Annotated in this window: 19 protein-coding genes and 1 pseudogene; 13 read left to right on the forward strand and 7 right to left on the reverse strand. The window is 60.3% G+C overall.

Features of this window, described 5'->3' with window-relative positions:
- The first annotated feature begins 32 nt into the window (after positions 1 to 32).
- Positions 33 to 914 carry a LysR substrate-binding domain-containing protein gene (locus tag MMG91_RS15025; RefSeq protein ID WP_310660032.1) on the forward strand — a complete coding sequence of 294 codons (882 nt, stop codon included), beginning with the start codon at positions 33 to 35 and terminating at the stop codon, positions 912 to 914.
- 122 nt (positions 915 to 1,036) lie between these two features.
- Here MMG91_RS15025 and MMG91_RS15030 read toward each other — a convergent pair whose 3' ends face one another.
- Positions 1,037 to 1,651, reverse strand: coding sequence for an NAD(P)-dependent oxidoreductase (locus MMG91_RS15030; RefSeq protein WP_310660033.1), 615 nt, complete (start codon positions 1,649 to 1,651; stop codon positions 1,037 to 1,039).
- A gap of 166 nt (positions 1,652 to 1,817) precedes the next feature.
- Complete coding sequence (locus MMG91_RS15035) at positions 1,818 to 2,705, reverse strand: MBL fold metallo-hydrolase (protein WP_310660034.1); 888 nt, start codon at positions 2,703 to 2,705, stop codon at positions 1,818 to 1,820.
- Positions 2,706 to 2,819: 114 nt separating this feature from the next.
- On the opposite strand from MMG91_RS15035, the gene MMG91_RS15040 reads away from it, so the two are divergent.
- A complete protein-coding gene (locus MMG91_RS15040) occupies positions 2,820 to 3,725 on the forward strand; it encodes a LysR family transcriptional regulator (protein ID WP_310660035.1) in 906 nt (301 codons plus the stop codon).
- A 127-nt stretch (positions 3,726 to 3,852) separates the two neighbouring features.
- A complete protein-coding gene (locus MMG91_RS15045; RefSeq protein WP_305446687.1) occupies positions 3,853 to 4,029 on the forward strand; it encodes a hypothetical protein in 177 nt (58 codons plus the stop codon).
- Between the two features lie 10 nt (positions 4,030 to 4,039).
- Here the strand turns inward: MMG91_RS15045 and MMG91_RS15050 are convergent, their stop codons facing one another.
- Positions 4,040 to 4,951, reverse strand: coding sequence for a helix-turn-helix domain-containing protein (locus MMG91_RS15050; RefSeq protein WP_310660036.1), 912 nt, complete (start codon positions 4,949 to 4,951; stop codon positions 4,040 to 4,042).
- Positions 4,952 to 5,139: 188 nt separating this feature from the next.
- On the opposite strand from MMG91_RS15050, the gene pobA reads away from it, so the two are divergent.
- Positions 5,140 to 6,324 carry a 4-hydroxybenzoate 3-monooxygenase gene (pobA, locus tag MMG91_RS15055; RefSeq protein WP_405046542.1) on the forward strand — a complete coding sequence of 395 codons (1,185 nt, stop codon included), beginning with the start codon at positions 5,140 to 5,142 and terminating at the stop codon, positions 6,322 to 6,324.
- 78 nt (positions 6,325 to 6,402) lie between these two features.
- Complete coding sequence (locus MMG91_RS15060; protein ID WP_305503064.1) at positions 6,403 to 7,920, forward strand: MDR family MFS transporter; 1,518 nt, start codon at positions 6,403 to 6,405, stop codon at positions 7,918 to 7,920.
- 71 nt (positions 7,921 to 7,991) lie between these two features.
- Here MMG91_RS15060 and MMG91_RS15065 read toward each other — a convergent pair whose 3' ends face one another.
- From MMG91_RS15065 to MMG91_RS15075, 3 genes are all read right to left on the reverse strand, one after another.
- Positions 7,992 to 8,849: an ATPase gene (locus MMG91_RS15065; RefSeq protein WP_310660038.1), complete on the reverse strand. Its 858-nt coding sequence runs from the start codon at positions 8,847 to 8,849 to the stop codon at positions 7,992 to 7,994.
- Between the two features lie 117 nt (positions 8,850 to 8,966).
- Entirely contained in the window at positions 8,967 to 9,959 is a 993-nt protein-coding gene (locus tag MMG91_RS15070) for an NAD(P)-dependent oxidoreductase (protein WP_305425467.1), read from the reverse strand.
- Positions 9,960 to 10,034: 75 nt separating this feature from the next.
- Positions 10,035 to 10,928: a LysR family transcriptional regulator ArgP gene (locus tag MMG91_RS15075; protein ID WP_305446693.1), complete on the reverse strand. Its 894-nt coding sequence runs from the start codon at positions 10,926 to 10,928 to the stop codon at positions 10,035 to 10,037.
- A 96-nt stretch (positions 10,929 to 11,024) separates the two neighbouring features.
- On the opposite strand from MMG91_RS15075, the gene MMG91_RS15080 reads away from it, so the two are divergent.
- The 3 genes from MMG91_RS15080 (at position 11,025) to MMG91_RS15090 (ending at position 12,807) form a co-directional block, all read left to right on the forward strand.
- Complete coding sequence (locus MMG91_RS15080) at positions 11,025 to 11,426, forward strand: ACT domain-containing protein (protein WP_310660039.1); 402 nt, start codon at positions 11,025 to 11,027, stop codon at positions 11,424 to 11,426.
- Positions 11,427 to 11,431: 5 nt separating this feature from the next.
- The gene (locus MMG91_RS15085) at positions 11,432 to 12,034 is read left to right on the forward strand and encodes a LysE/ArgO family amino acid transporter (protein WP_008069553.1); all 603 of its coding nucleotides are present in this window, start codon (positions 11,432 to 11,434) and stop codon (positions 12,032 to 12,034) included.
- A gap of 176 nt (positions 12,035 to 12,210) precedes the next feature.
- Entirely contained in the window at positions 12,211 to 12,807 is a 597-nt protein-coding gene (locus MMG91_RS15090; protein ID WP_007898423.1) for a superoxide dismutase, read from the forward strand.
- A 120-nt stretch (positions 12,808 to 12,927) separates the two neighbouring features.
- Here MMG91_RS15090 and MMG91_RS15095 read toward each other — a convergent pair.
- Positions 12,928 to 13,295: pseudogene (locus MMG91_RS15095) on the reverse strand (DUF6124 family protein).
- Between the two features lie 627 nt (positions 13,296 to 13,922).
- On the opposite strand from MMG91_RS15095, the gene MMG91_RS15100 reads away from it, so the two are divergent.
- From MMG91_RS15100 to MMG91_RS15120, 5 genes are all read left to right on the forward strand, one after another.
- Complete coding sequence (locus MMG91_RS15100; RefSeq protein ID WP_310660040.1) at positions 13,923 to 15,971, forward strand: EAL domain-containing protein; 2,049 nt, start codon at positions 13,923 to 13,925, stop codon at positions 15,969 to 15,971.
- Between the two features lie 198 nt (positions 15,972 to 16,169).
- Positions 16,170 to 17,513 (forward strand): imelysin family protein, encoded by a 1,344-nt coding sequence (locus MMG91_RS15105; protein ID WP_310660041.1) that lies wholly within the window; start codon positions 16,170 to 16,172, stop codon positions 17,511 to 17,513.
- Between the two features lie 266 nt (positions 17,514 to 17,779).
- Positions 17,780 to 19,207 (forward strand): di-heme oxidoredictase family protein, encoded by a 1,428-nt coding sequence (locus MMG91_RS15110; protein ID WP_310660042.1) that lies wholly within the window; start codon positions 17,780 to 17,782, stop codon positions 19,205 to 19,207.
- Positions 19,208 to 19,234: 27 nt separating this feature from the next.
- Entirely contained in the window at positions 19,235 to 20,299 is a 1,065-nt protein-coding gene (locus tag MMG91_RS15115; RefSeq protein WP_305503067.1) for an imelysin family protein, read from the forward strand.
- Between the two features lie 14 nt (positions 20,300 to 20,313).
- Positions 20,314 to 21,411: a DUF1513 domain-containing protein gene (locus MMG91_RS15120; protein WP_305503068.1), complete on the forward strand. Its 1,098-nt coding sequence runs from the start codon at positions 20,314 to 20,316 to the stop codon at positions 21,409 to 21,411.
- Positions 21,412 to 21,567: the final 156 nt, after the last annotated feature.

Raw genomic sequence — 21,567 nt, forward strand, 5'->3', positions numbered from 1 at the left:
AGCCATGTCCTCACGTCATACCTTGGATCCCAATGAAACGATTGCCTCCCCTGCCGGCGCTGCACACTTTTCTGATCACCGCGCAGTGCTGCAACTTCACCCGGGCCGCCGAACAGCTGCACATCACCCAAGGCGCAGTGAGCCGACAGATCGCCGGGCTGGAAGATCATCTGGGTTATGAACTGTTCATTCGCCAGGCGCGGGGCTTGAGCCTGACCGCCGAAGGCCGGGAGTGGCTGCCACGGGTGCAGCAGATTTTCGGCCTGATCGATGAGGCCGTGGAGCAGATCGGCGAGAAGCGCGAAACCCTGCAACTGAAAGCCCCGACCTGCGTGATGCGCTGGCTGTTGCCACGCCTGTTGCAGTGGCAAAAGGAACGCCCGGATGTACCGGTGGAGTTGACCACCACGGTGAAACACGGCGTGGACTTTCATCGCGAGCAGTTCGATGCGGCGGTGATGTACGGCACGCCGCCGGACAACTCACTGACTTCCCGGCATCTGTTCGATGAGCAACTGACCCCCGTGTGTTCCCGGCCGATGCTTGAAGGGCCGATGGCTTTGCATACACCGGCCGATCTGCAACAGCACTTGTTGCTGCACCCCACACGCGATGAACGGGACTGGAACGCGTGGCTGAAGGCTGCGGATATTCGGCTGAGCAATGTCGGCAAAGGTCAGCATTTCGAAACCCTGGACCTGGCGATGTCGATGGCGTCCCAGGGAACGGGCGTTGCGATTGGCGACTGGTCGTTGATCGGCGATGACCTGAGTGCCGGGCGGCTGGTCATGCCCTTTGAATTGAAGGTGAAAACCGGGTTGGCGTATTACCTGGTGTTCCCGGAAAAACCTGCGCCTTCGCCGAAGTTGCGCGAATTGATGGGGTGGTTGGTGGAGCAGGCGCAGAGTCGCTAAGAGATGATCGTTCCCACGCTCTGCGTGGGAATGCCTCAACGGACGCTCCGCGTTCGGCTCTGGAAGGGACGCGGAGCGTCCCGGGCTGCATTCCCACGCAGAGCGTGGGAACGATCAGACGATCAATACCCGACAGTAAACCGCTGGCGGGAATGCTTCGGCGTTTCCACTTCATCAAGCAACGCAATCGCGAAGTCAGCAAAGGTAATCCAGCTGCGGCCTTCGGCACTCACCAGCAAGTCATCCTTGCCGACCCGAAACGCGCTGGTGCGCTCACCTTCGACAAACTCTGCCGACGGCGACAGGAAGGTCCAGTCCAGGTCCTTTTCCTCACGCAAGGTATTCAGGAACGTGGCACCGGCGCTGGCCTCGGCCTTGTATTCCTCGGGAAAACCTTCGCTGTCGATCACCCGAGTGCCGTCCGGCAGCAACAACGAACCGGCACCGCCGACCACCAACAGACGCTTGACCCCGGCCTTCTTCACCGGCTCGATGACGGCGCTGGCGGGGATGGTGGAAAAATGCGCCGCGCTGATCACCGCATCATGCCCGGCCACAGCGGCTCGCAATGCAGCCGCGTCGAGCACGTCCACGTTTTTGCTCACGACCCCGGCACGGGGGGCGATTTTCGAGGTATCGCGGGCGATGGCAGTGACACTGTGACCGCGACGCAGGGCTTCTTCCAACAGTTGGCTACCGGCACGACCGGTGGCACCGATGATTGCGATGTTGCTCATGACGTTTCTCCAGTTGGCTTGGGTGAATCGATACAGGTGTGACTCAGGGCTTTGATCGTTCCCACGCTCTGCGTGGGAATGCCTCAACGGACGCTCCGCGTTCGGCTTTTGATGGGACGCGGAGCGTCCCGGGCTGCATTCCCACGCAGAGCGTGGGAACGATCCCTCATTCACCCCACTTCATCTCGCCCTTGGCGACTCTGGCGCTCAGCTCCAGCGAGCTTTCTTCACCCAGGGTCGGGTAGCGTTTTTTCATTGCGCCGATCAGTTCGGCGGCGTCTTTCGCCTTGGTGGTTTCTTCGTCGAAAGCCTTGATGTAATCGGCGGTGAACTGCACGGCCGCCAGAGAACGAGCGCTCTCACCGAGGTAGTGACCCGGCACGATGGTGTTCGGCTTCAACGCTTCGATCGCGTGCAGCGTCGTCAGCCAATCGGCATGGGACTGCGGGGTCTGGGTGTCGGCCATCCACACGTGAATGTTGTCGGCGACGACCACGCCACCGACCACTGCCTTGATCGACGGGATCCATACAAAACTGCGATCCGGCTGCTTGCCGTCCACGCCGACCACCTGCAATTTCTGCCCTTCCAGCATCAGGCTGTCGCCCTTGAGCACGTGCGGCACGATGGTTTTGTTCGGCACGTCAGTGCCCATTTTCGGACCCCAGAATGCCAGTTTGCCGTCGACGGTTTTCTTGATGTGGTCGACGGTCGGTTGCGAGGCCAGCACTTTGGCGTTCGGGAACGCCTTGGTGATGGTGTCGAGGCCGAAGTAGTAATCCGGGTCACCGTGGCTGATGTAGATGGTGGTCAGTTGTTTGCCGCTGGCGCGGATTTTTTCCACCACCTGTTCGGCCTGGGATTTGCCGAATTGCGCGTCCACCAGAATCGCGTCCTTCTCGCCGCTGACCAGTACCGAGGTCACCGGGAAGATTGCGTTGGTGCCGGGGTTATAGACGTCCAGCTTCAGGGGAGCCGCCGCGGCGGCGTGGGCCGCGAAACCCAGCGCCGCGGTTGCCAGAAGGATGCGTTTGATTGCAGTGAAACCGATCATCTGTTGCTCCGTTATCCGAATGCCGTGCTTGGCGATGGGACAGAGCTTAGTTGCCTGGTTCGATACAAAAAATGCGATGCTTGAACATAGTTTGTTTCTGAAAGCGGGCAAATCATGGATCGTCTACAAGCAATGCGGGTGTTCGTCACGGTGGTGGACCTGGGCAGTCAATCGGCCGCCGCGGATCACCTGGACCTGTCACGGCCGGTGGTTTCCCGGTATCTGGCAGAGCTGGAGGATTGGATCGGCGCGCGCCTGATGCATCGCACCACGCGCAAATTGAGCCTGACCACTGCCGGCAGCGAAATCCTGCCCCGCTGCCGACAGATGCTCGATTTGTCCAGCGACATGCAAGCCGCCGTCAGCGAGCCGGACGACGCACCCCGCGGCCTGCTGCGGATCAGCGTCAGCACCTCGTTCGGCCAGGCGCAACTGGCGGACGCCATGGCGGCTTACGTCAAACGTTACCCCGGCGTCAGCATCGATATGCAAATGCTCGACCGCACGGTGAACCTGGTGGATGAACGCATCGACCTGGCCATCCGCACCAGCAACGACCTGGACCCAAACCTGATCGCCCGGCGCCTGACGGTCTGCCGCTCAGTGATCTGCGCTTCCCCCGCTTACCTGCGCGAACACCCGACGCCGCAACGGGTCGAGGACCTCAGCCTGCACAACTGCCTGACCCATTCCTACTTCGGCAAGAGCCTCTGGCATTTCGAACAGGACGGCGAACCCGTCTCGGTGCCGGTGCAGGGCAACATCAGCGCCAACGAAGCCAGCACGCTGTTGCGCGCGACGATCGCCGGCGCCGGTGTGGCGATGCTGCCGAGCTATCAGGCGGGAGTGCATATCCACAGCGGCGAACTGATCCGCCTGCTGCCCCAGGCCGAGCCCCGGCAGATGAACATCTATGCGGTGTATGCGTCACGCAAACACATGCCGGCGGCGTTGCGCAGCATGCTGGATTTTTTGGTGTTGAGGTTTCCGGAAGAGCCTGAGTGGGATATCGACCTGTAAACACTCCCGCAGGGATATCAGTGTTCTGAATATCGCGTTAACCGCGAAAGCGGCTTTGCTGGCAACTCATCCGCGCTGACCTATGCTCAAAACAGTACCGAAAGGTATTCGTTCAGAGGTCAACGCCATGAACATCAAAACAAGAAGATACCTCGCCATTTTCATCACTTGCGCAGCGACGCTGGCGCTGTATGGCACGGCCGCCTGGCGTGTCGAGCAGTTGCGACAAGTGCCCCGTGAATACGCGAGCTGCAACTTCGAGCGCTGCATTCCCCACAACGCGACCCTCAACGCCCTCCGATGACGAAGGGGTTTCAGGCCTCGTTGTTCTGATCGGCATGGTCATGATCGGCCTTCAAGCGGTCGCGAAAAGCCTTGGGCGAAATCCCCACGCGACGCCTGAACAGGCGTGTGAAGTTGGTCGGATCGGAAAACCCCAACACGTCGGACATTTCATAAATGGTCATGCTGGTGTAGGTCAGCAAGCGCTTGGCCTCCAGCAATTGACGCTCGTGCATGATCTGCAACGCCGGTTGCCCCGCCAGTTCACGGCATGTGCCGTTGAGGTGGGACACGGAAATCCCCAGTCGATGAGCCAGGTCCTCGACCTTGACGTGCTGGCGATAGGTTTCTTCCACCAGTTGAATAAAGCCGTTGAGGTATTCCCGGGCTCGCTGCGGACGCTGGGTGGCGGCTTGGCGCTGAATCACCTGACGGCTGACCCACACCATGATCACGCTGACCAGCGAATGCATGAGCATTTCCCGCGCCGGTTGATGGCCGGTGTACTCGCTTTGCAGCGCTGAAAACAGGCTGTTTAGGTACTCGCTGTCCTTGCCCGCCGGGTAGCTTTCGGCCTGTGCCAGAGCGTTTACCGAATTGCCCAGTTGTGCTTGCAGGTGGGCGATCAGCGGCGCGGCCAGCGTGACGACGAACCCTTCGACGTCCTCGGAAAACCGATAACCATGCACTGATAACGGCGGCAGAATCAGGATTGCCGGTTCCGTCAATTGTGAGCGTTTGCCTTCGATCTCAAGCTCTGCCTGACCTTTGAAGACGAAGAGCAACTGACACAAATCCGCGTGGCGGTGAGGTTTGATTTCCCATTGATGTTCGCGGCTGCGTTTGGAAATGGTTTCACAGTGCAACAAGTCAGGGGTCGGCCAGTCCAGGCTTTCACCGTAGAGTTTGAACACCGGAATCGATGGCAGGTCAGGCTTGTTCATCACTTCAATCCAGGCCTCGAAGGTAACGGGGCGATAATCGCACCGATTGGCAGAATGTACAGGTATCGGCTCAGTTTTCCCCTTCAATTGACAGACCCGCAAGTGAAAAATGCAAGTACTCGATCCATAAAAATCATTCACCGGCCTTGGTCGCGTGGAGCTTGCGAGTCATAAAAACAATGAAAACACTGAAAACCCAAGTCGCGATCATCGGTGCTGGCCCCTCTGGTTTGCTGCTCGGCCAATTGCTGCATAACGCCGGCATCGACACCCTGATCCTCGAACGCCAGACCCCGGACTACGTGCTCGGACGCATCCGCGCCGGCGTCCTCGAACAAGGCATGGTAGAGCTGTTGCGTCAGGCCGGGGTGGGTCAGCGCATGGATGCTGAAGGGCAGGTCCACGCAGGCTTCGAACTGGCCCTCGACGGGCGCCGGGTACACATCGATTTGCAGGCGCTGACTGGCGGCAAGACTGTAACGATCTATGGCCAGACCGAGGTCACCCGCGATCTGATGGCCGCTCGTCGGGACGCCGGGGCACAGACGATCTATGAAGCTGGCAATGTCGTCCCCCACGGCATGAAAACCGCCGAACCCTTTGTGACCTTCGACAAGGACGGCGAAACGTATCGACTCGATTGTGACTACATCGCCGGTTGCGACGGTTTCCATGGCGTGGCGCGGCAATCGATCCCCGCTGACTGCCTGAAAGTGTTCGAGCGGGTTTATCCATTCGGCTGGCTGGGGATTCTCGCCGACACGCCACCGGTGCATGAAGAGTTGGTCTATGCACGGCACGAACGGGGTTTTGCGCTGTGCAGCATGCGTTCGCCGACACGCACCCGTTATTACCTCCAGGTTCCAGCCCAGGACAAAGTTGAAGACTGGTCCGATCAACGCTTCTGGGATGAGCTCAAATCCCGTCTGCCGACCGCCCTCGCCGCTTCTCTGGTGACCGGCCCTTCGATTGAAAAAAGCATCGCGCCGCTGCGCAGTTTCGTGGTCGAGCCGATGCAGTACGGGCGGATGTTCCTGGTCGGCGACGCCGCTCACATCGTCCCGCCCACCGGCGCCAAGGGCTTGAACCTGGCGGCCAGCGACGTCAGTACGTTGTTCAATATTCTGCTGAAGGTTTACCGCGAAGGGCGTGTGGATTTGCTGGAGAAGTATTCCGAGGTCTGCTTGCGTCGGGTATGGAAAGCCGAGCGGTTTTCCTGGTGGATGACCTCGATGTTGCATCGCTTCGACGAGCACGACGCGTTCAGCCAGCGCATCAGCGAATCGGAACTGGCCTATTTCGTGGACTCTGAGGCGGGCCGAAAAACCATTGCGGAAAATTACGTCGGCCTTCCTTATGAGGCTATCGAATAGCTTCCTACCGACTTACACTGGCGAGCATCCCCGCTCGCCTTGCCTCTTGCGGGTCCATCACTGCCCGCAGGTTTTACCGTGACCAATCTCAACCGGCCTGAAACACCCAAACCGGCCATTCGCAGTGTGCTGATCGCCCTGATGCTGGCGATCTTTCTGGGCGCGCTGGACCAGACCATCGTCGCCGTGTCGATGCCGGCCATTTCCGCGCAATTCAAGGACGTCAGCCTGCTGGCCTGGGTGATTTCCGGGTACATGGTGGCGATGACTGTGGCGGTGCCGATCTACGGCAAACTCGGCGATCTGTATGGCCGCCGCAAGTTGATGCTGTTCGGAATGGGGGTGTTCACCCTGGCGTCGTTGTTCTGCGGCATGGCGCAGAGCATGGAGCAATTGGTGCTGGCGCGGATCCTTCAGGGCATCGGCGCCGGCGGGATGATTTCGGTGAGTCAGGCGATCATCGGCGACATCGTTCCACCCCGCGAGCGCGGTCGCTATCAGGGTTACTTCAGCAGCATGTACGCGGTGGCCAGTGTGGCCGGCCCGGTTCTCGGTGGCTACATGACCGAATACCTGTCCTGGCGCTGGGTGTTCCTGATCAATCTTCCACTGGGCCTGATTGCCTGGCGGGTGGCCCACCGCACGCTGGTGGGGCTGCCAGTGCCGCAGCGCAAGCCGATCATCGACTACTTCGGCACGCTGCTGATGATCATCGGCCTGACGGCGTTGTTGCTGGGCATTACTCAGGTTGGCCAGGGACATTTGTGGCGCAGCACCGAAGTGTCGGGTTTGCTCGGTTGTGCGGTGGTGGTGCTGGCCGTGTTCGTCTGGCATGAACGGCGGGCGCGGGAACCGTTGCTGCCGATGCACTTGTTCGCCAATCGCAGTGCGATTTTTTGCTGGTGCACGATTTTTTTCACCAGTTTCCAGGCGATTTCCTTGATTGTGCTGATGCCGCTGCGCTTCCAGAGCGTCACCGGCGCCGGGGCTGACAGCGCCGCGCTGCACCTGTTGCCGCTGGCCATGGGGTTGCCGATAGGCGCGTATTTCGCCGGTCGCAGGACGTCGGTGACCGGTCGCTATAAACCGATGATCCTGACCGGCGCCCTGCTGATGCCGTTCTCGATCCTGGGCATGGCGTTCAGTGCGCCTCAGGCGTTTGTGCTGAGCAGCCTGTTCATGTTGCTCAGCGGCATCGCCAGTGGCATGCAGTTCCCGACGTCGTTGGTGGGTACGCAAAACTCGGTGGAACAACGGGACATCGGCGTCGCCACCAGCACCACCAATCTGTTCCGTTCTCTGGGCGGCGCAATGGGGGTGGCGTTGATGTCGGCGCTGCTGCTGGCGTTGTTACAGGATTCGAGTTTCGCGCATCTGGCGGGCTCGTCGTTGATGGCCGAAGGGAGTTCGGGGAATGTCTTGCTCGATGGTTTGAACGCCGCGCCGGGGGATGCGCAAAACGCCCTGCGCGCTGAGTTGCTGCTGACCTTCCGGCATTTGCTGATGGTCAGCGCGGCGGTGTCGCTGCTGGGGCTGGCGGCGGCGATTGCCATGCCGAATAGAGTGTTGCGGGGGCGGGAGGACACGGTTCGGTAATCCCTCCGACCGATCGTTCCCACGCTCTGCGTGGGAACGATCAACGCCACAGGCTCCATCACTGCATCGCGCTATTGAGACCGGGTGCGCAGCTGTTGCTGCAGATTCTGGATCTGCGCCTGCAGGGTGTTGATGTTGCGGGTGACCTGGCTGCGGAAGGCGTCGAACTCGGCGGTGTTGGTGCCACCTTGTGCGGCGGCGGGGCGGTTGTCCTGTTGGCTTTTGAGCACGATCATGTCTTGCTCCAGGCGCTCGATAGCGGCGCTCGGGTTGCCTTGTTTCTTCAGCGCGACGATGTCAGCGCCCAGGCTTTTCAGTTGGGCGTCGAATTGGCTGGTATCGTCCGACGCGCTCTTCAACGCGGCCAGTTCGCCGCTCAAGGCTTTGACCTGGGCCTGCAACTGAGCATTGGCGGTTTGTTGTTCGGTGGCTTGTGCGGTCATTTGCGCCAGACGCTTGTCCAGTTCGGAGGTCTGGCCGAGTACGCCTTTGCTCTGGTCCTGAAGCTTGCTTTCCAGCTGTTTGCTCTGCTCCTGGAGTTTGCCTTCGAGCTGTTTGATTTGCAGCTTCAACGCTTCACTGCCGGTGTTGACGTTGGACTGGCTGGCCACGACCTTGCCGGAAATGTCCTGCAAGCGCCCCGCCGCTTCCTCACTGATGCGCGCAAAACTTTCCTGGGTCGCCACCAGTTGCTGTTCCATCAGCGAGATCTGCTGAAAACTCCACCAGGCAAGGCCGGCGAAAGCAAAGAACAATGCGCCGACCAATGCCCACAGGGGGCCGGTGCTCGGGCCTTTGACCTTGACCACCGGCGCGGTGCGCGAATGCACGGAAGTGCGAGCGGTGGTTGGAAAATCATCGTCATCGAGGCTGTCGGCGCGCAGGCTCGGGACATCGAAGTCGTCGTTGGCATCGTTACGCATGGGCATTAGGGTCAACCTTTGTGGAACGCGGTGATGGCTTGATGCGGCGAAGTATAACCCCCGCTGCCGCACCGGTTGACCCTGAACCCCGAACTCGGTTCAGTAAGGGGCCGCCCTTGTGTGTCAGCGAATGTCCTGAGCCTTCCACCAGCCGCAGAATTCATCGAGGGCGGTCCAGAGGCTGACTTTCGGATCGTAGTCCAGATAATGCCGTGCGCGACTGATGTCCAGGGTGAAGTTTTTGTTCATGACCTGCATGCCCAGCCGCGACAGGGTTGGCTCGGGACGACCTGGCCACAGCTTGCACACCCCCTCGTTGAGCGCGGCAAGGCTGTAGGCCAAACCGTAGGAACGGTAACGGGTAACCTGTGGAACATCCATTTGGCGCATCACGTAATTGACCACATCCCACAACGGAACCGGCGCTCCGTTGCTGATGTTGTAGGCCTTGCCCAAGGCCGAACCACTGGCCAGCAAGCTGCTGAGCAACGCTTCATTGAGGTTTTGTACGCTGGTGAAGTCGACCTTGTTCAGGCCATTGCCGATAATCGCCAACCGTCCTTTGCGCTGCATTTTCAGCAATCTCGGGAAAATGCTCATGTCGCCGGCGCCCGTCACGAAGCGCGGGCGCAGGGCCAGGGTTTCGAGGCCGAATTCCTGCGCACCGAAGACTTTTTGCTCGGCCAGGTATTTGGTCGCGGCGTAGGGATGTTTGAAGCGCTTGGGCACCTGGTCTTCGGTCAAGCCCAGATGATCGCGGCCATCGAAGTAGATCGACGGCGACGACAAGTGCACCAGACGCCGGACCCGTTGTTTCAGACAGGCTTCGACCACGTTCTCGGTGACTTCGACGTTACCCTGATGAAAATCCTGATACCGCCCCCACAAACCCACTGCGCCGGCGCAATGCACCACGGCTTCGACGTCTGAACACAGGTCGCGCGCCAGTTGCGGGTCGCTCAAATCGCCCTGAATGAACTCGGCGCCACGGCGCACCAGATGCTCGACGCTCTCGGCCCGGCGACCGTTGACCCGCACGTCCAGGCCCTGCTCCAGGGCGAAACGCGCAAAGCGTCCGCCAATGAAGCCGCTTGCGCCGGTGACCAGAATCTTCATGAATTGCTCCGAATATTTCGTTTTACGTTTTGCGCTTTGCATATTGCGTAGGACGTGAGGTCTTGACGCTGCCCGTCAGTCCAACGGCACCAGCCATTGCTTCGACGAGCGCACCAATTGGTCAGTGAGTAACCCCAACAGCTGACCGCCATTGCGCCAATGATGCCAGTACAGCGGCACATCGATCGGCTTATCTGGCAAAAGCTCCTGCAATTGGCCGCGTTCCAGTTGCTCGCGTACCTGCAATTCAGGCACCAGGCCCCAGCCAAGCCCTGCTTCCGTGAGACGAAGAAAGCCCTCGGACGATGGGCATAAATGGTGTTCGAAACCGCCATCCACACCGAGGGATGCTAGGTAGCGATGCTGTAGGAAATCATCCGGGCCAAACACCAGGGCCGGGGTTTTGGCTAACTGATCGGCGCGTACACCTTCGGGAAAATGCCGGGCAATGAACGCCGGGCTCGCCATCGCACGGTAGCGCATCGCCCCCAACAGAACGCTGCGCGCACCGGCCACCGGCCGTTCACTGGCGCACACACACCCCGCCACTTCGCCTGCGCGCATGCGTTTAAGGCCGACGGTCTGGTCTTCTACCACCAAGTCGAGCAATAGATGTTGTTCCGCACAAAAGTCCCCCACCGCCTCTGCCCACCAAGTGGCAAGACTGTCGGCATTCAGTGCGATACGCAGGCGTTCTGGCAGGCCTTCTTCGTCCAGCGCCGGGACCAACGTTTGCAGATCGCGCTCAAGCAATCGCACCTGCTGCACATGGTTAAGCAATCGCCGGCCAATCTCCGTCGGCGCTGGAGGTGTGACGCGCACCAGCACCGGTTGGCCGACCCGTGCCTCCAACAGTTTGATCCGTTGGGAGATGGCCGATTGGGACAAACCCAGCACCTGCGCGGCGCGTTCGAATCCGGCCTGTTCGATCACCGCGGCGAGCGCGGAAAGTAATTTGTAGTCGAACATCAGTTTTCCTAATGGGCGATCAGGACTATTGGTTTTTCTTATACAGCCTTGAACCGGAGAATGGCCAGCAAGAACTCTTGAACAAGGATCACCGACATGGCTGGCGAAACGTCATTGGCAACCCTGCTGCGCAGCATGAGCCCGCAACTCAACGACGGCGAATACGTGTTCTGCATGTTGCGCGACGGCAAGCTGCCCGCGGGTCTTGAGATTGTCGGCAGCTTTCGTGAACAGGAAGGCCTGACGGTGATTCTGGAACGTTCCCACGCCCAGAAGGCCGGTTTCAGCTTCGACTACGTCGCCGCCTGGATCACCTTGAACGTGCACTCGGCCCTCGAAGCCGTCGGCCTGACCGCCGCGTTCGCCACGGCGCTGGGCAAGGCCGGCATCAGTTGCAACGTGATCGCCGGCTATTACCACGACCATTTGTTCGTCGGCCAGGCCGATGCCGAACGCGCCCTGCAGGTACTGCGGGATCTGGCGTCCAACGCGGAGTAAAACGTATGTGGCAAAGCTATGTGAACGGCCTGTTGGTGGCCGCGGGGCTGATCATGGCGATCGGCACCCAGAATGCGTTTGTGCTGGCGCAGAGCCTTCGGCGTGAACATCACCTGCCGGTGGCGGCGCTCTGCGTCACCTGCGATGCGTTGCTGGTGGCCGCCGGGGTGTTCGGCCTGGCGACGGTGCTGGCGCAAAACCCGACCCTGCTGGCTATCGCCCGTTGGGGTGGTGCGGCGTTTTTACTGTGGTACGGCAGCCTGGCGTTGCGTCGGGCCTGCTCGAAACAAAGCCTGCAACAGGGTGAAAATCAGACCGTGCGCTCGCTGCGGGCGGTGCTGCTCAGTGCATTGGCGGTGACGTTGCTCAACCCGCACGTTTACCTGGACACCGTGTTGCTGATCGGTTCTCTCGGCGCACAACAAACCGAGCCTGGTGCTTATGTGGTGGGCGCGGCCAGTGCGTCATTGTTGTGGTTTTTCACTTTAGCCCTTGGCGCGGCATGGCTCGCACCATGGCTGGCACGGCCAAGCACCTGGCGAATCCTCGACCTGTTGGTCGCCGTCATGATGTTCACCGTAGCGTTCCAGTTGATCAGCGCCGGGTGATTTATTCCAAAAGGCTCTGGAACCTCTATTCCACACAGTTGTTGCGTGGTTATGCCGCACCCCCGGTGCTATGATCCGATCCCTGCGCCGCAAAGAGTACAAACTCCCCGGCGCATGTCTGGCCGCCCGTGATCGGCCTTGCGCTCACCGCAACTGACCTGATTAGGAGAATCATCATGGCTTTCGAATTGCCGCCGCTGCCTTACGCACACGATGCCCTGCAGCCGCACATTTCAGAGGAAACTCTGCAGTACCACCACGACAAGCACCACAACACCTATGTCGTGAACCTGAACAACCTGGTGCCAGGCACCGAGTTCGAAGGCAAGACCCTGGAAGAAATCGTCAAAACTTCCTCGGGCGGCATCTTCAACAACGCCGCTCAGGTCTGGAACCACACTTTCTACTGGAACTGCCTGGCGCCAAACGCCGGTGGTCAACCAACCGGCGCGCTGGCTGATGCCATCAACGCAGCTTTCGGTTCGTTCGACAAGTTCAAGGAAGAGTTCAGCAAAACCTCCATCGGCACCTTCGGTTCCGGTTGGGGCTGGCTGGTGAAAAAGGCTGACGGTTCCCTGGCCCTGGCCAGCACCATCGGCGCCGGCAACCCGCTGACCAGCGGCGACACCCCGCTGCTGACTTGCGACGTCTGGGAACACGCTTACTACATCGACTACCGCAACCTTCGTCCGAAGTACGTCGAAGCGTTCTGGAACCTGGTCAACTGGAAATTCGTGGCTGAGCAGTTCGAAGGCAAAACCTTCACCGCTTAAGCTTCGCGCCAGTCAAGAAACCCGGCTTTTGCCGGGTTTTTTTATGGGCAGGGGGAAATGAAAAATGGTCGGCTGTCAGGCCGCCATCGCGAGCCAGCTCGCGATGAACGATAACGCGGTCTACGCCGGGTCGACGTTATCCAGCGCCCGGTTCACCGCCAGTTCCGCCAGCATGATGCTCTGTTGAATCGCCAGCGCCGTGTAGCGCTGCGGGCCGGTCAGGTCGTTGGCGAAATCGCTGGTCAGGACACTAGCTGTGGCCAACGATTCGTAGGCGTGGGCCAGCAGGCTTTCGGTGCCGGCATCCGGGGCGACCATAAACATCGTGCTGGGACGACGGGGTTTTCGGTGTATTGCGCCGGGGGATCAAGGTAGTAATCAAGGGCGCGTTTTATCGCTTCGCGGTCTTTGAGTAATTCTTCGGTGCGCGAAGCTTCGGCGTTGGGGGTGGTGGTGTTGAAGGGTGGGTCGGGGATTAACTTATCCATACAAACTCCTGCTGAAATGGTGCCACCACTCGCCGGATCTCAAGCGGCGAAGAGGTGGCAGCTATGTGCAGAGTGAGATCACCGGTAGCAGGCACCCGGCCAGAACGAAGTCTGCCCGCACACAGCCGCCATAACGCATTTACAGGCAGCGGATAAGCTGGCGCCAATTATGGTGGTATTGGCGCTAGATGCATACTAGTTGCCGGGGATCTCACGCCCGGTCGCTGAATTTGCAGCGACAGCCAAAGGTTAGGGAATCCGCTTCCCACCCGGCAACCTGAAAAATGCGTGGGAAAGATCTGCGTTCTGACAAGCCCATTAAACAACCCGGGCCAAACACCGGTCTCTGTAGTAGGGAGCATTCCCACAACACGAGTGGCATTCGCCCTCTTGCCCCCACATCCCAGCCGTCTAACATCAACCACACGTAAAAATTATCCCGCGCCCCTCAAGTTGAGGGCCCCAACAACCGACACAGTGCTAATAGGGCAAATACTCCAAACAACAGCATATCCGCCAAGCTACCGGCAAAATCCCCTGGGTTGGATTGTCCCTTTGACTGACATCACGGGATTGCCAATACTCATGGCAACTTGACGCTACCCGCACGGAACAAGGAATTACCCTTTGAAGCTGGAACTCAAGAACAGCTTGTCGGTGAAGTTGCTCCGGGTCGTGCTCCTGTCGGCATTGATCGTCGGCGTGGTCTTGAGCTGCGCGCAGATCGTTTTCGATGCCTATAAAACACGCCAGGCCGTGGCCAGCGATGCCCAACGCATCCTCGATATGTTCCGCGACCCTTCGACCCAGGCCGTCTATAGCCTGGACCGGGAAATGGGCATGCAGGTGATCGAAGGCCTGTTTCAGGACGACGCCGTGCGTATGGCCTCCATCGGCCACCCTCACGAAGCCATGCTTGCGCAAAAAACCCGTGAACTGCAGCACTCCAACAGCCGCTGGCTGACCGACCTGATCCTCGGCCAGGAACGCACCTTCACCACCCAACTGGTGGGCCGCGGGCCCTACAGCGAGTACTACGGCGACCTGAGTATCACTCTCGACACCGCCACCTACGGCAAGAGCTTCATAGTCAGCTCGGTGATCATCTTCATCTCTGGCGTATTGCGCGCCCTGGCCATGGCCCTGGTGCTGTATCTGGTCTATCACTGGCTGCTGACCAAACCGCTGTCGCGGATTATCGAACACCTGACCGAAATCAACCCGGACCGGCCCAGCGCCCACAAGATTCCGCAGCTCAAGGGTCATGAGAGAAACGAGCTGGGGGTCTGGATCAACACCGCCAACCAATTGCTCGAATCCATCGAGCGCAACACTCACCTGCGCCACGAAGCGGAAAACAGCCTGCTGCGCATGGCCCAGTACGACTTCCTCACCGGTTTGCCGAACCGCCAGCAATTGCAGCAACAACTGGACAAGATTCTCGTCGACGCCGGTAAATTGCAGCGTCGGGTCGCGGTGTTGTGTGTCGGGCTCGATGATTTCAAAGGTATCAACGAACAGTTCAGTTATCAGACCGGCGACCAGTTGCTGCTGGCTCTGGCCGATCGCCTGCGAGCCCACAGCGGCCGCCTCGGCGCCCTCGCCCGCTTGGGGGGCGACCAGTTCGCACTGGTCCAGGCTGACATCGAACAACCCTATGAAGCGGCCGAACTGGCCCAAAGCATTCTTGATGATCTGGAAGCGGCGTTCGCCCTCGATCATCAGGAAATTCGCCTGCGCGCCACCATCGGCATCACCTTGTTCCCCGAGGACGGTGACAGCACCGAGAAGTTGCTGCAAAAAGCCGAGCAGACCATGACCCTGGCCAAGACTCGCTCGCGCAACCGCTATCAGTTCTATATCGCCAGCGTCGACACGGAAATGCGTCGACGCCGCGAGTTGGAAAAAGACCTGCGCGATGCCTTGATCCGCGATCAGTTCTACCTCGTCTACCAGCCGCAGATCAGCTACCGCGATCATCGCGTGGTGGGCGTCGAGGCGTTGATTCGCTGGCAGCATCCCGAACACGGGCTGGTGCCGCCGGACCTGTTCATTCCGCTGGCCGAGCAGAATGGCACCATCATCGCCATCGGCGAATGGGTGCTGGATCAGGCCTGCAAACAATTGCGCGAATGGCACGATCAGGGTTTCGAGCTGCGCATGGCGGTGAACCTGTCCACCGTGCAACTGCACCACGCCGAGTTGCCGCGGGTGGTCAATAACCTGCTGCAGATGTATCGCCTGCCTCCGCGCAGCCTGGAACTGGAAGTCACCGAAACCGGCCTGATGGAAGACATCAGCACCGCCGCCCAGCACTTGCTGAGCCTGCGTCGCTCCGGTGCGCTGATCGCCATCGACGACTTCGGCACCGGTTATTCATCACTGAGCTATTTGAAAAGCCTGCCGCTGGACAAGATCAAGATCGATAAGAGCTTCGTCCAGGATCTGCTCGATGACGACGACGATGCGACCATCGTTCGGGCCATCATCCAGCTGGGCAAGAGCCTGGGCATGCAGGTGATTGCCGAAGGCGTGGAAACCGCCGAGCAAGAGGCTTACATCATCTCCGAAGGCTGCCACGAAGGTCAGGGCTATCACTACAGTAAACCGCTGCCGGCACGGGAATTGAGCGCGTATCTCAAGCAAGCCCAGCGCACTAACGCATTCATTCTCTGAAAGCGCGCCGCCTTTGTAGCAGCTGGCGAAGCCTGCTGCTACAAAGGCGACGATCGTTCGATCCGCGGCATAAACGTCCGCGAATAAGAAATATTTACAAGCACAGCCCTTTACACATAATGCGAAAGATTTGCATTATGTCGCAGTTTTGCGCGCCCTCCACGCGCGTCCATTAATCACCGAAGCAGGATGTTCGCCATGATTCGTATGCCTCTGGCCACCGCCAGTCTGCTGGCCATCGCTATTTCCCTCGCCGGTTGCGGCGAAGGCAAAGACAAGGCTGCCGCTCCACAAGCGCCGACCCCGGCCGCCAGCACCGCTGCCCCGGCTGCGCCTGCTGCTACCGGTAAAGTCGATGAAGCCGCCGCCAAGGCTGTGGTCGCGCACTACGCCGACATCGTCTTCGCCGTTTACAGCGATGCCGAATCCACCGCAAAAACCCTGCAAACTGCCGTCGACGCGTTCCTGGCCAAGCCGAACGCCGATACCCTGAAAGCCGCCAAGGCTGCCTGGGTCGCGGCCCGCGTACCTTATCTGCAGAGCGAAGTGTTCCGCTTTGGCAACACGATCATCGACGACTGGGAAGGTCAGGTGAACGCCTGGCCACTGGACGAAGGCCTGATCGACTACGTCGACAAATCCTACGAACACGCACTGGGTAACCCGGGCGCCACCGCCAACATCATCTCCAACACTCAGGTTCAGGTCGGCGAAGACAAGGTCGACGTGAAAGACATCACCCCGGAAAAACTCGCCAGCCTGAACGAGCTGGGCGGTTCCGAGGCCAACGTCGCCACTGGCTACCACGCCATCGAATTCCTGCTCTGGGGCCAGGACCTGAACGGCACCGGCCCTGGCGCTGGCAACCGTCCAGCTACCGACTTCCTGGAAGGCAAAGGCGCCACCGGCGGTCACAACGATCGTCGTCGTGCTTACCTGAAATCCGTGACCCAACTGCTGGTCAACGACCTGCAAGAAATGGTCGGTAACTGGAAGCCCAACGTGGCCGACAACTACCGCGCCACACTGGAAGCGGAACCGGCTGAAACCGGCCTGCGCAAAATGCTGTTCGGCATGGGCAGCCTGTCCTTGGGCGAATTGGCGGGCGAGCGCATGAAGGTTTCCCTGGAAGCCAACTCCCCGGAAGACGAACAGGATTGCTTCAGCGACAACACCCACAACTCGCACTTCTACGACGCCAAAGGCGTGCGTAACGTGTACCTGGGCGAATACACCCGCGTCGATGGCAGCAAAATGACTGGCGCCAGCCTGTCGTCGCTGGTCGCCAAAGCCGACCCGGCAGCCGACACTACGCTGAAAGCCGACCTGGCCGCCACCGAAGCCAAGCTTCAGGTCATGGTCGATCACGCCAACAAAGGTGAGCACTACGACCAACTGATCGCTGCCGGCAACACTGCCGGCAACCAGATCGTACGCGACGCCATCGCCTCGCTGGTCAAGCAGACCGGTTCGATCGAAGCGGCTGCCGGCAAACTGGGTATCAGCGACCTGAACCCGGACAACGCTGATCACGAGTTCTGATCAACGCTGACTGAATGAAAAAGGCGACCTTCGGGTCGCCTTTTTCATGCCTGATTTTTGAGTGATGCTGATGGCCTCATCGCGGGCAAGCCACGCTCCCACAGGTTCAGTGCAAGACCTGTGGGAGCGGGCTTGCCCGCGATGGCCGCGACGCGGTCTCAAATCAAACCCTGCGCCACATCAACCAAACGATAATTCCTCTTATTCAAACTCCCCTGCCCTGTTAGACTTTGCGCCCTTGTTTTGCTCGTTTTGCAGGATGTCCAATGCCCTCGCTGCCTCTTCGCTTGTCCGCACTGTTGCTGGCCCTGGGCCTGAGTGCGTGCGATGACGCCCCGCGTTTTACCCAGGCCGAACCCGGTGAAGCCCGCTCCGGTGGTAGCGCAACGGTGCGCAAGACCGATCAGAACGCATTCTCCCTGCCGTCCGCCAATCTGCCGCCGTCCCGGCGGGTCGATTTCAGCGTCGGCAACAGTTTCTTTCGCAGCCCTTGGGTGATCGCGCCGTCGACCACCACCGCCCGCGATGGCCTCGGCCCGCTGTTCAATACCAATGCCTGCCAGAACTGCCACATCAAGGACGGCCGCGGTCACCCGCCCGCGCCCGATGCGCCGAATGCGGTGTCGATGCTGGTGCGCCTGTCGATTCCCGATGCGCCGGTTTACGCCAAGGTCATCGAACAACTGGGCGTGGTGCCGGAACCGGTCTACGGCGGCCAGTTGCAGGACATGTCGGTGCCCGGCGTCGTCCCGGAAGGCAAAGTACGCGTCGAATACACAGCGGTCCCGGTGCGTTTCAAGGACGGCAGCGAAATCGAGTTGCGTAAGCCGACCCTGCAGATCACTCAGCTCGGCTACGGCCCGATGCACCCCGACACGCGCTTCTCGGCGCGCATTGCACCGCCGATGATTGGCCTGGGCTTGCTTGAAGCGATCCCTGACGAGGCCATTCTGGCCAACGCCGAGGCCCAGGAGCGAGAGAAGAATGGCATCGCCGGACGGCCGAACCGGGTCTGGGATGACGCCCAACAAAAAACCGTCCTCGGGCGATTTGGCTGGAAGGCCGGGCAACCGAACCTCAATCAACAAAACGTTCACGCGTTCTCTGGTGACATGGGCCTCACGACCAGCCTGAGACTCGTTGATGACTGCACTGACGCGCAAACCGCTTGCAAGCAGGCGCCCAACGGCAATGGCCCGGATGGCGAGCCGGAAGTCAGCGACAACATTCTGCGTCTGGTGCTGTTCTACAGCCGTAACCTCGCGGTCCCGGCCCGTCGCGATGTTGGCGCGCCGCAAGTGCTGGCCGGCAAGAATCTGTTTTTCCAGGCGGGATGCCAGTCCTGTCATACCCCCAAATACACCACTGCCGCCAACGCCGCGGAACCTGAACTGGCCAATCAAGTGATTCGCCCTTACAGCGACCTGCTGCTGCATGACATGGGCGACGGCCTGGCCGACAACCGCACCGAGTTCCAGGCCAGCGGCCGCGACTGGCGCACTCCGCCATTGTGGGGCATCGGCCTGACGCAGGCGGTCAGCGGCCATACCCGGTTCTTGCATGACGGCCGCGCCCGCAATCTGCTTGAAGCCGTGCTCTGGCATGGCGGCGAGGCAACGGCGGCGCAGCAACATGTTTTGTCTTTCAATGCCGAGCAGCGCGCGGCGTTGCTGGCGTTTTTGAATTCCCTTTAATACGTTTTCCTTCAGCGGGAGCCCGACATGTTCCGTCCCAAATTGTTGTTCACCAGCCTTGCCGCCCTCGCCCTGGGCGCCTGTTCGCCCCAGGACCCGCAAGCGGTCACGTCGGCGGCGATCGCCAAGCAAGTGATCCTGCCGACCTACAGCCGCTGGGTCGAAGCCGACCGTCAACTGGCGGTCAGCGCCCTGGCGTTCTGCCAAGGCAAGGAAACCCTGGACACCGCCCGCGCCGACTTCCTGCACGCACAGAAAGCCTGGGCCGAGTTGCAACCGCTGCTGATCGGGCCGTTGGCCGAGGGCAACCGTTCGTGGCAGGTGCAGTTCTGGCCGGACAAGAAGAACCTGGTCGGCCGTCAGGTCGAGCAACTGGTCATCGCGCAACCGCAGATCGATGCCGCCGCCCTGACCAAATCCAGCGTCGTGGTGCAAGGCCTCTCGGCCTATGAATACATCTTGTTCGACAGCAAGATCGATATGGCCGATAACGCGCAGAAAGCCAAATACTGCCCACTGCTGACCGCCATTGGCGAACGCCAGAAGCAACTGGCCGAAGAGATCCTGTCGAGTTGGAACACCAACGACGGCATGCTCGCGCAGATGAGCAAATTCCCGAACCAGCGCTACGCCGACTCCCACGAAGCGATCGCCGATCTGTTGCGCGTGCAAGTGACGGCGCTGGACACCCTGAAGAAAAAACTCGGCACGCCGATGGGCCGTCAAAGCAAGGGCACGCCACAGCCGTTCCAGGCCGATGCCTGGCGCAGCCAATCGTCGCTGCAAGGCCTGCAAGCAAGCCTGAGCGCGGCGCAAACCGTCTGGGTCGGTGTCGACAACAAAGGCCTGCGCGGTCTGTTGCCGAGCGAGCAGAAACCCTTGGCCGACAAGATCGACGCGGCCTACGCAGCGTCCCTGAAACTGCTCGCCAGCAACCAGCGCTCGCTGACCGACATGCTCACTGACGATGCCGGGCGCCAGCAGCTCAACGCGATCTACGACAGCCTCAACGTTGTCCATCGCCTGCATGAAGGCGAACTGGCCAAGGCGCTGGGTATCCAACTGGGCTTCAATGCCAACGACGGTGACTGATGAGGGCAAGTGCCATGCTGCGACGCCAGGCTCTGACGTTAGGGAGTTTGCTGCTGGGTGCGGTGACACTGGGCGGCTGGACGCTGTTCAAGCAAAAGGACAAAAGCCCGCTGCTGCTCTCGGCGCGAGACGATGGTGACGGCAAGCACTACGCCGTCGGTTATCGGCTGGACGGCACCCGGTTGTTTGCCACCCAGGTCGGCCAGCGTTGCCACGACATCATCAACCACCCGACCCTGCCGATAGGGCTGTTCGTCGCTCGGCGTCCGGGTACCGAGAGTTACCTGATCGACCTGCGCGACGGCACGTTGCTACAAACCGTGGTCTCGCAGCCGAACCGTCACTTCTACGGTCATGCAGTGATTCACCAGAGCGGCGACTGGTTGTATGCCACCGAAAACGACACCTCCGATCCGGGCCGTGGCCTGCTCGGTGTGTATAAGTTCGAAGGTGAGCGACTGGTGCACAGCGGCGAACTTTCCACCCACGGTATCGGCCCGCATCAGGTGTCGTGGATGCCCGATGGCGAGACGCTGATTGTGGCCAACGGCGGCATTCGCACCGAGGCCGAAAGCCGGGTCGAGATGAACCTCAACGCGATGGAACCGAGCCTGGTGTTGATGCAGCGCGATGGCACTTTGTTGAGCAAGGAAACACTGGCCCAGCAGATGAACAGCGTGCGGCACTTGGGCGTTGCCAGCGATGGCACCATCGTCGCCGGCCAGCAGTTCATGGGCGCTGCCCACGAGTCATCGGAGCTGCTGGCGATCAAGCGTCCCGGCCAACCGTTCGTGGCGTTCCCGGTACCCGAGCATCAGTTGCAGGCCATGGGGCATTACACCGCCAGCGTCGCCGTACACAGCGAACTGCGTCTGGTCGCCCTGACCGCGCCGCGGGGCAACCGCTTTTTTATCTGGAACCTGGACAGCGGTGAAGTACGCCTGGATGCGCCACTTCCCGACTGCGCCGGTGTCGGGGCGGTGGCCGATGGTTTTGTCGTGACCTCCGGCCAAGGACGATGCCGCTACTACGATTGCCGCCAGACAACCCTGGTTGCAAAACCTCTGGAGTTGCCTGCCGGGCTCTGGGACAACCATCTTCATTTGATCTAAACATGCGACCTGTAGCAGCTGGCGCAGCCTGCGTTCGGCTGCGCAGCAGTCGTAATCCATACACCGCGGTTTGCCTGATACAACTCGGTGGCTGATTTCACGACTGCTTCGCAGCCGAACGCAGCCTTCGGCAGCTGCTACAGTTGGAATCCCCTT

It is taken from the genome of Pseudomonas sp. JL3 (assembly GCF_031570575.1).
GTDB classification, from domain to species: Bacteria; Pseudomonadota; Gammaproteobacteria; order Pseudomonadales; family Pseudomonadaceae; genus Aquipseudomonas; species Aquipseudomonas cucumis.

What these genes read in the sequence shown, in the direction of transcription:
- MMG91_RS15025 (WP_310660032.1), top strand. Translation starts at nt 33, where the DNA reads ATGAAACGATTGCCTCCCCTGCCGGCGCTGCACACTTTTCTGATCACC.
- MMG91_RS15030 (WP_310660033.1), bottom strand. Translation starts at nt 1,651, where the DNA reads ATGAGCAACATCGCAATCATCGGTGCCACCGGTCGTGCCGGTAGCCAA.
- MMG91_RS15035 (WP_310660034.1), bottom strand. Translation starts at nt 2,705, where the DNA reads ATGATCGGTTTCACTGCAATCAAACGCATCCTTCTGGCAACCGCGGCG.
- MMG91_RS15040 (WP_310660035.1), top strand. Translation starts at nt 2,820, where the DNA reads ATGGATCGTCTACAAGCAATGCGGGTGTTCGTCACGGTGGTGGACCTG.
- MMG91_RS15045 (WP_305446687.1), top strand. Translation starts at nt 3,853, where the DNA reads ATGAACATCAAAACAAGAAGATACCTCGCCATTTTCATCACTTGCGCA.
- MMG91_RS15050 (WP_310660036.1), bottom strand. Translation starts at nt 4,951, where the DNA reads ATGAACAAGCCTGACCTGCCATCGATTCCGGTGTTCAAACTCTACGGT.
- MMG91_RS15065 (WP_310660038.1), bottom strand. Translation starts at nt 8,849, where the DNA reads ATGCCCATGCGTAACGATGCCAACGACGACTTCGATGTCCCGAGCCTG.
- MMG91_RS15070 (WP_305425467.1), bottom strand. Translation starts at nt 9,959, where the DNA reads ATGAAGATTCTGGTCACCGGCGCAAGCGGCTTCATTGGCGGACGCTTT.
- MMG91_RS15075 (WP_305446693.1), bottom strand. Translation starts at nt 10,928, where the DNA reads ATGTTCGACTACAAATTACTTTCCGCGCTCGCCGCGGTGATCGAACAG.
- MMG91_RS15080 (WP_310660039.1), top strand. Translation starts at nt 11,025, where the DNA reads ATGGCTGGCGAAACGTCATTGGCAACCCTGCTGCGCAGCATGAGCCCG.
- MMG91_RS15085 (WP_008069553.1), top strand. Translation starts at nt 11,432, where the DNA reads ATGTGGCAAAGCTATGTGAACGGCCTGTTGGTGGCCGCGGGGCTGATC.
- MMG91_RS15090 (WP_007898423.1), top strand. Translation starts at nt 12,211, where the DNA reads ATGGCTTTCGAATTGCCGCCGCTGCCTTACGCACACGATGCCCTGCAG.
- MMG91_RS15105 (WP_310660041.1), top strand. Translation starts at nt 16,170, where the DNA reads ATGATTCGTATGCCTCTGGCCACCGCCAGTCTGCTGGCCATCGCTATT.
- MMG91_RS15110 (WP_310660042.1), top strand. Translation starts at nt 17,780, where the DNA reads ATGCCCTCGCTGCCTCTTCGCTTGTCCGCACTGTTGCTGGCCCTGGGC.
- MMG91_RS15115 (WP_305503067.1), top strand. Translation starts at nt 19,235, where the DNA reads ATGTTCCGTCCCAAATTGTTGTTCACCAGCCTTGCCGCCCTCGCCCTG.
- MMG91_RS15120 (WP_305503068.1), top strand. Translation starts at nt 20,314, where the DNA reads ATGCTGCGACGCCAGGCTCTGACGTTAGGGAGTTTGCTGCTGGGTGCG.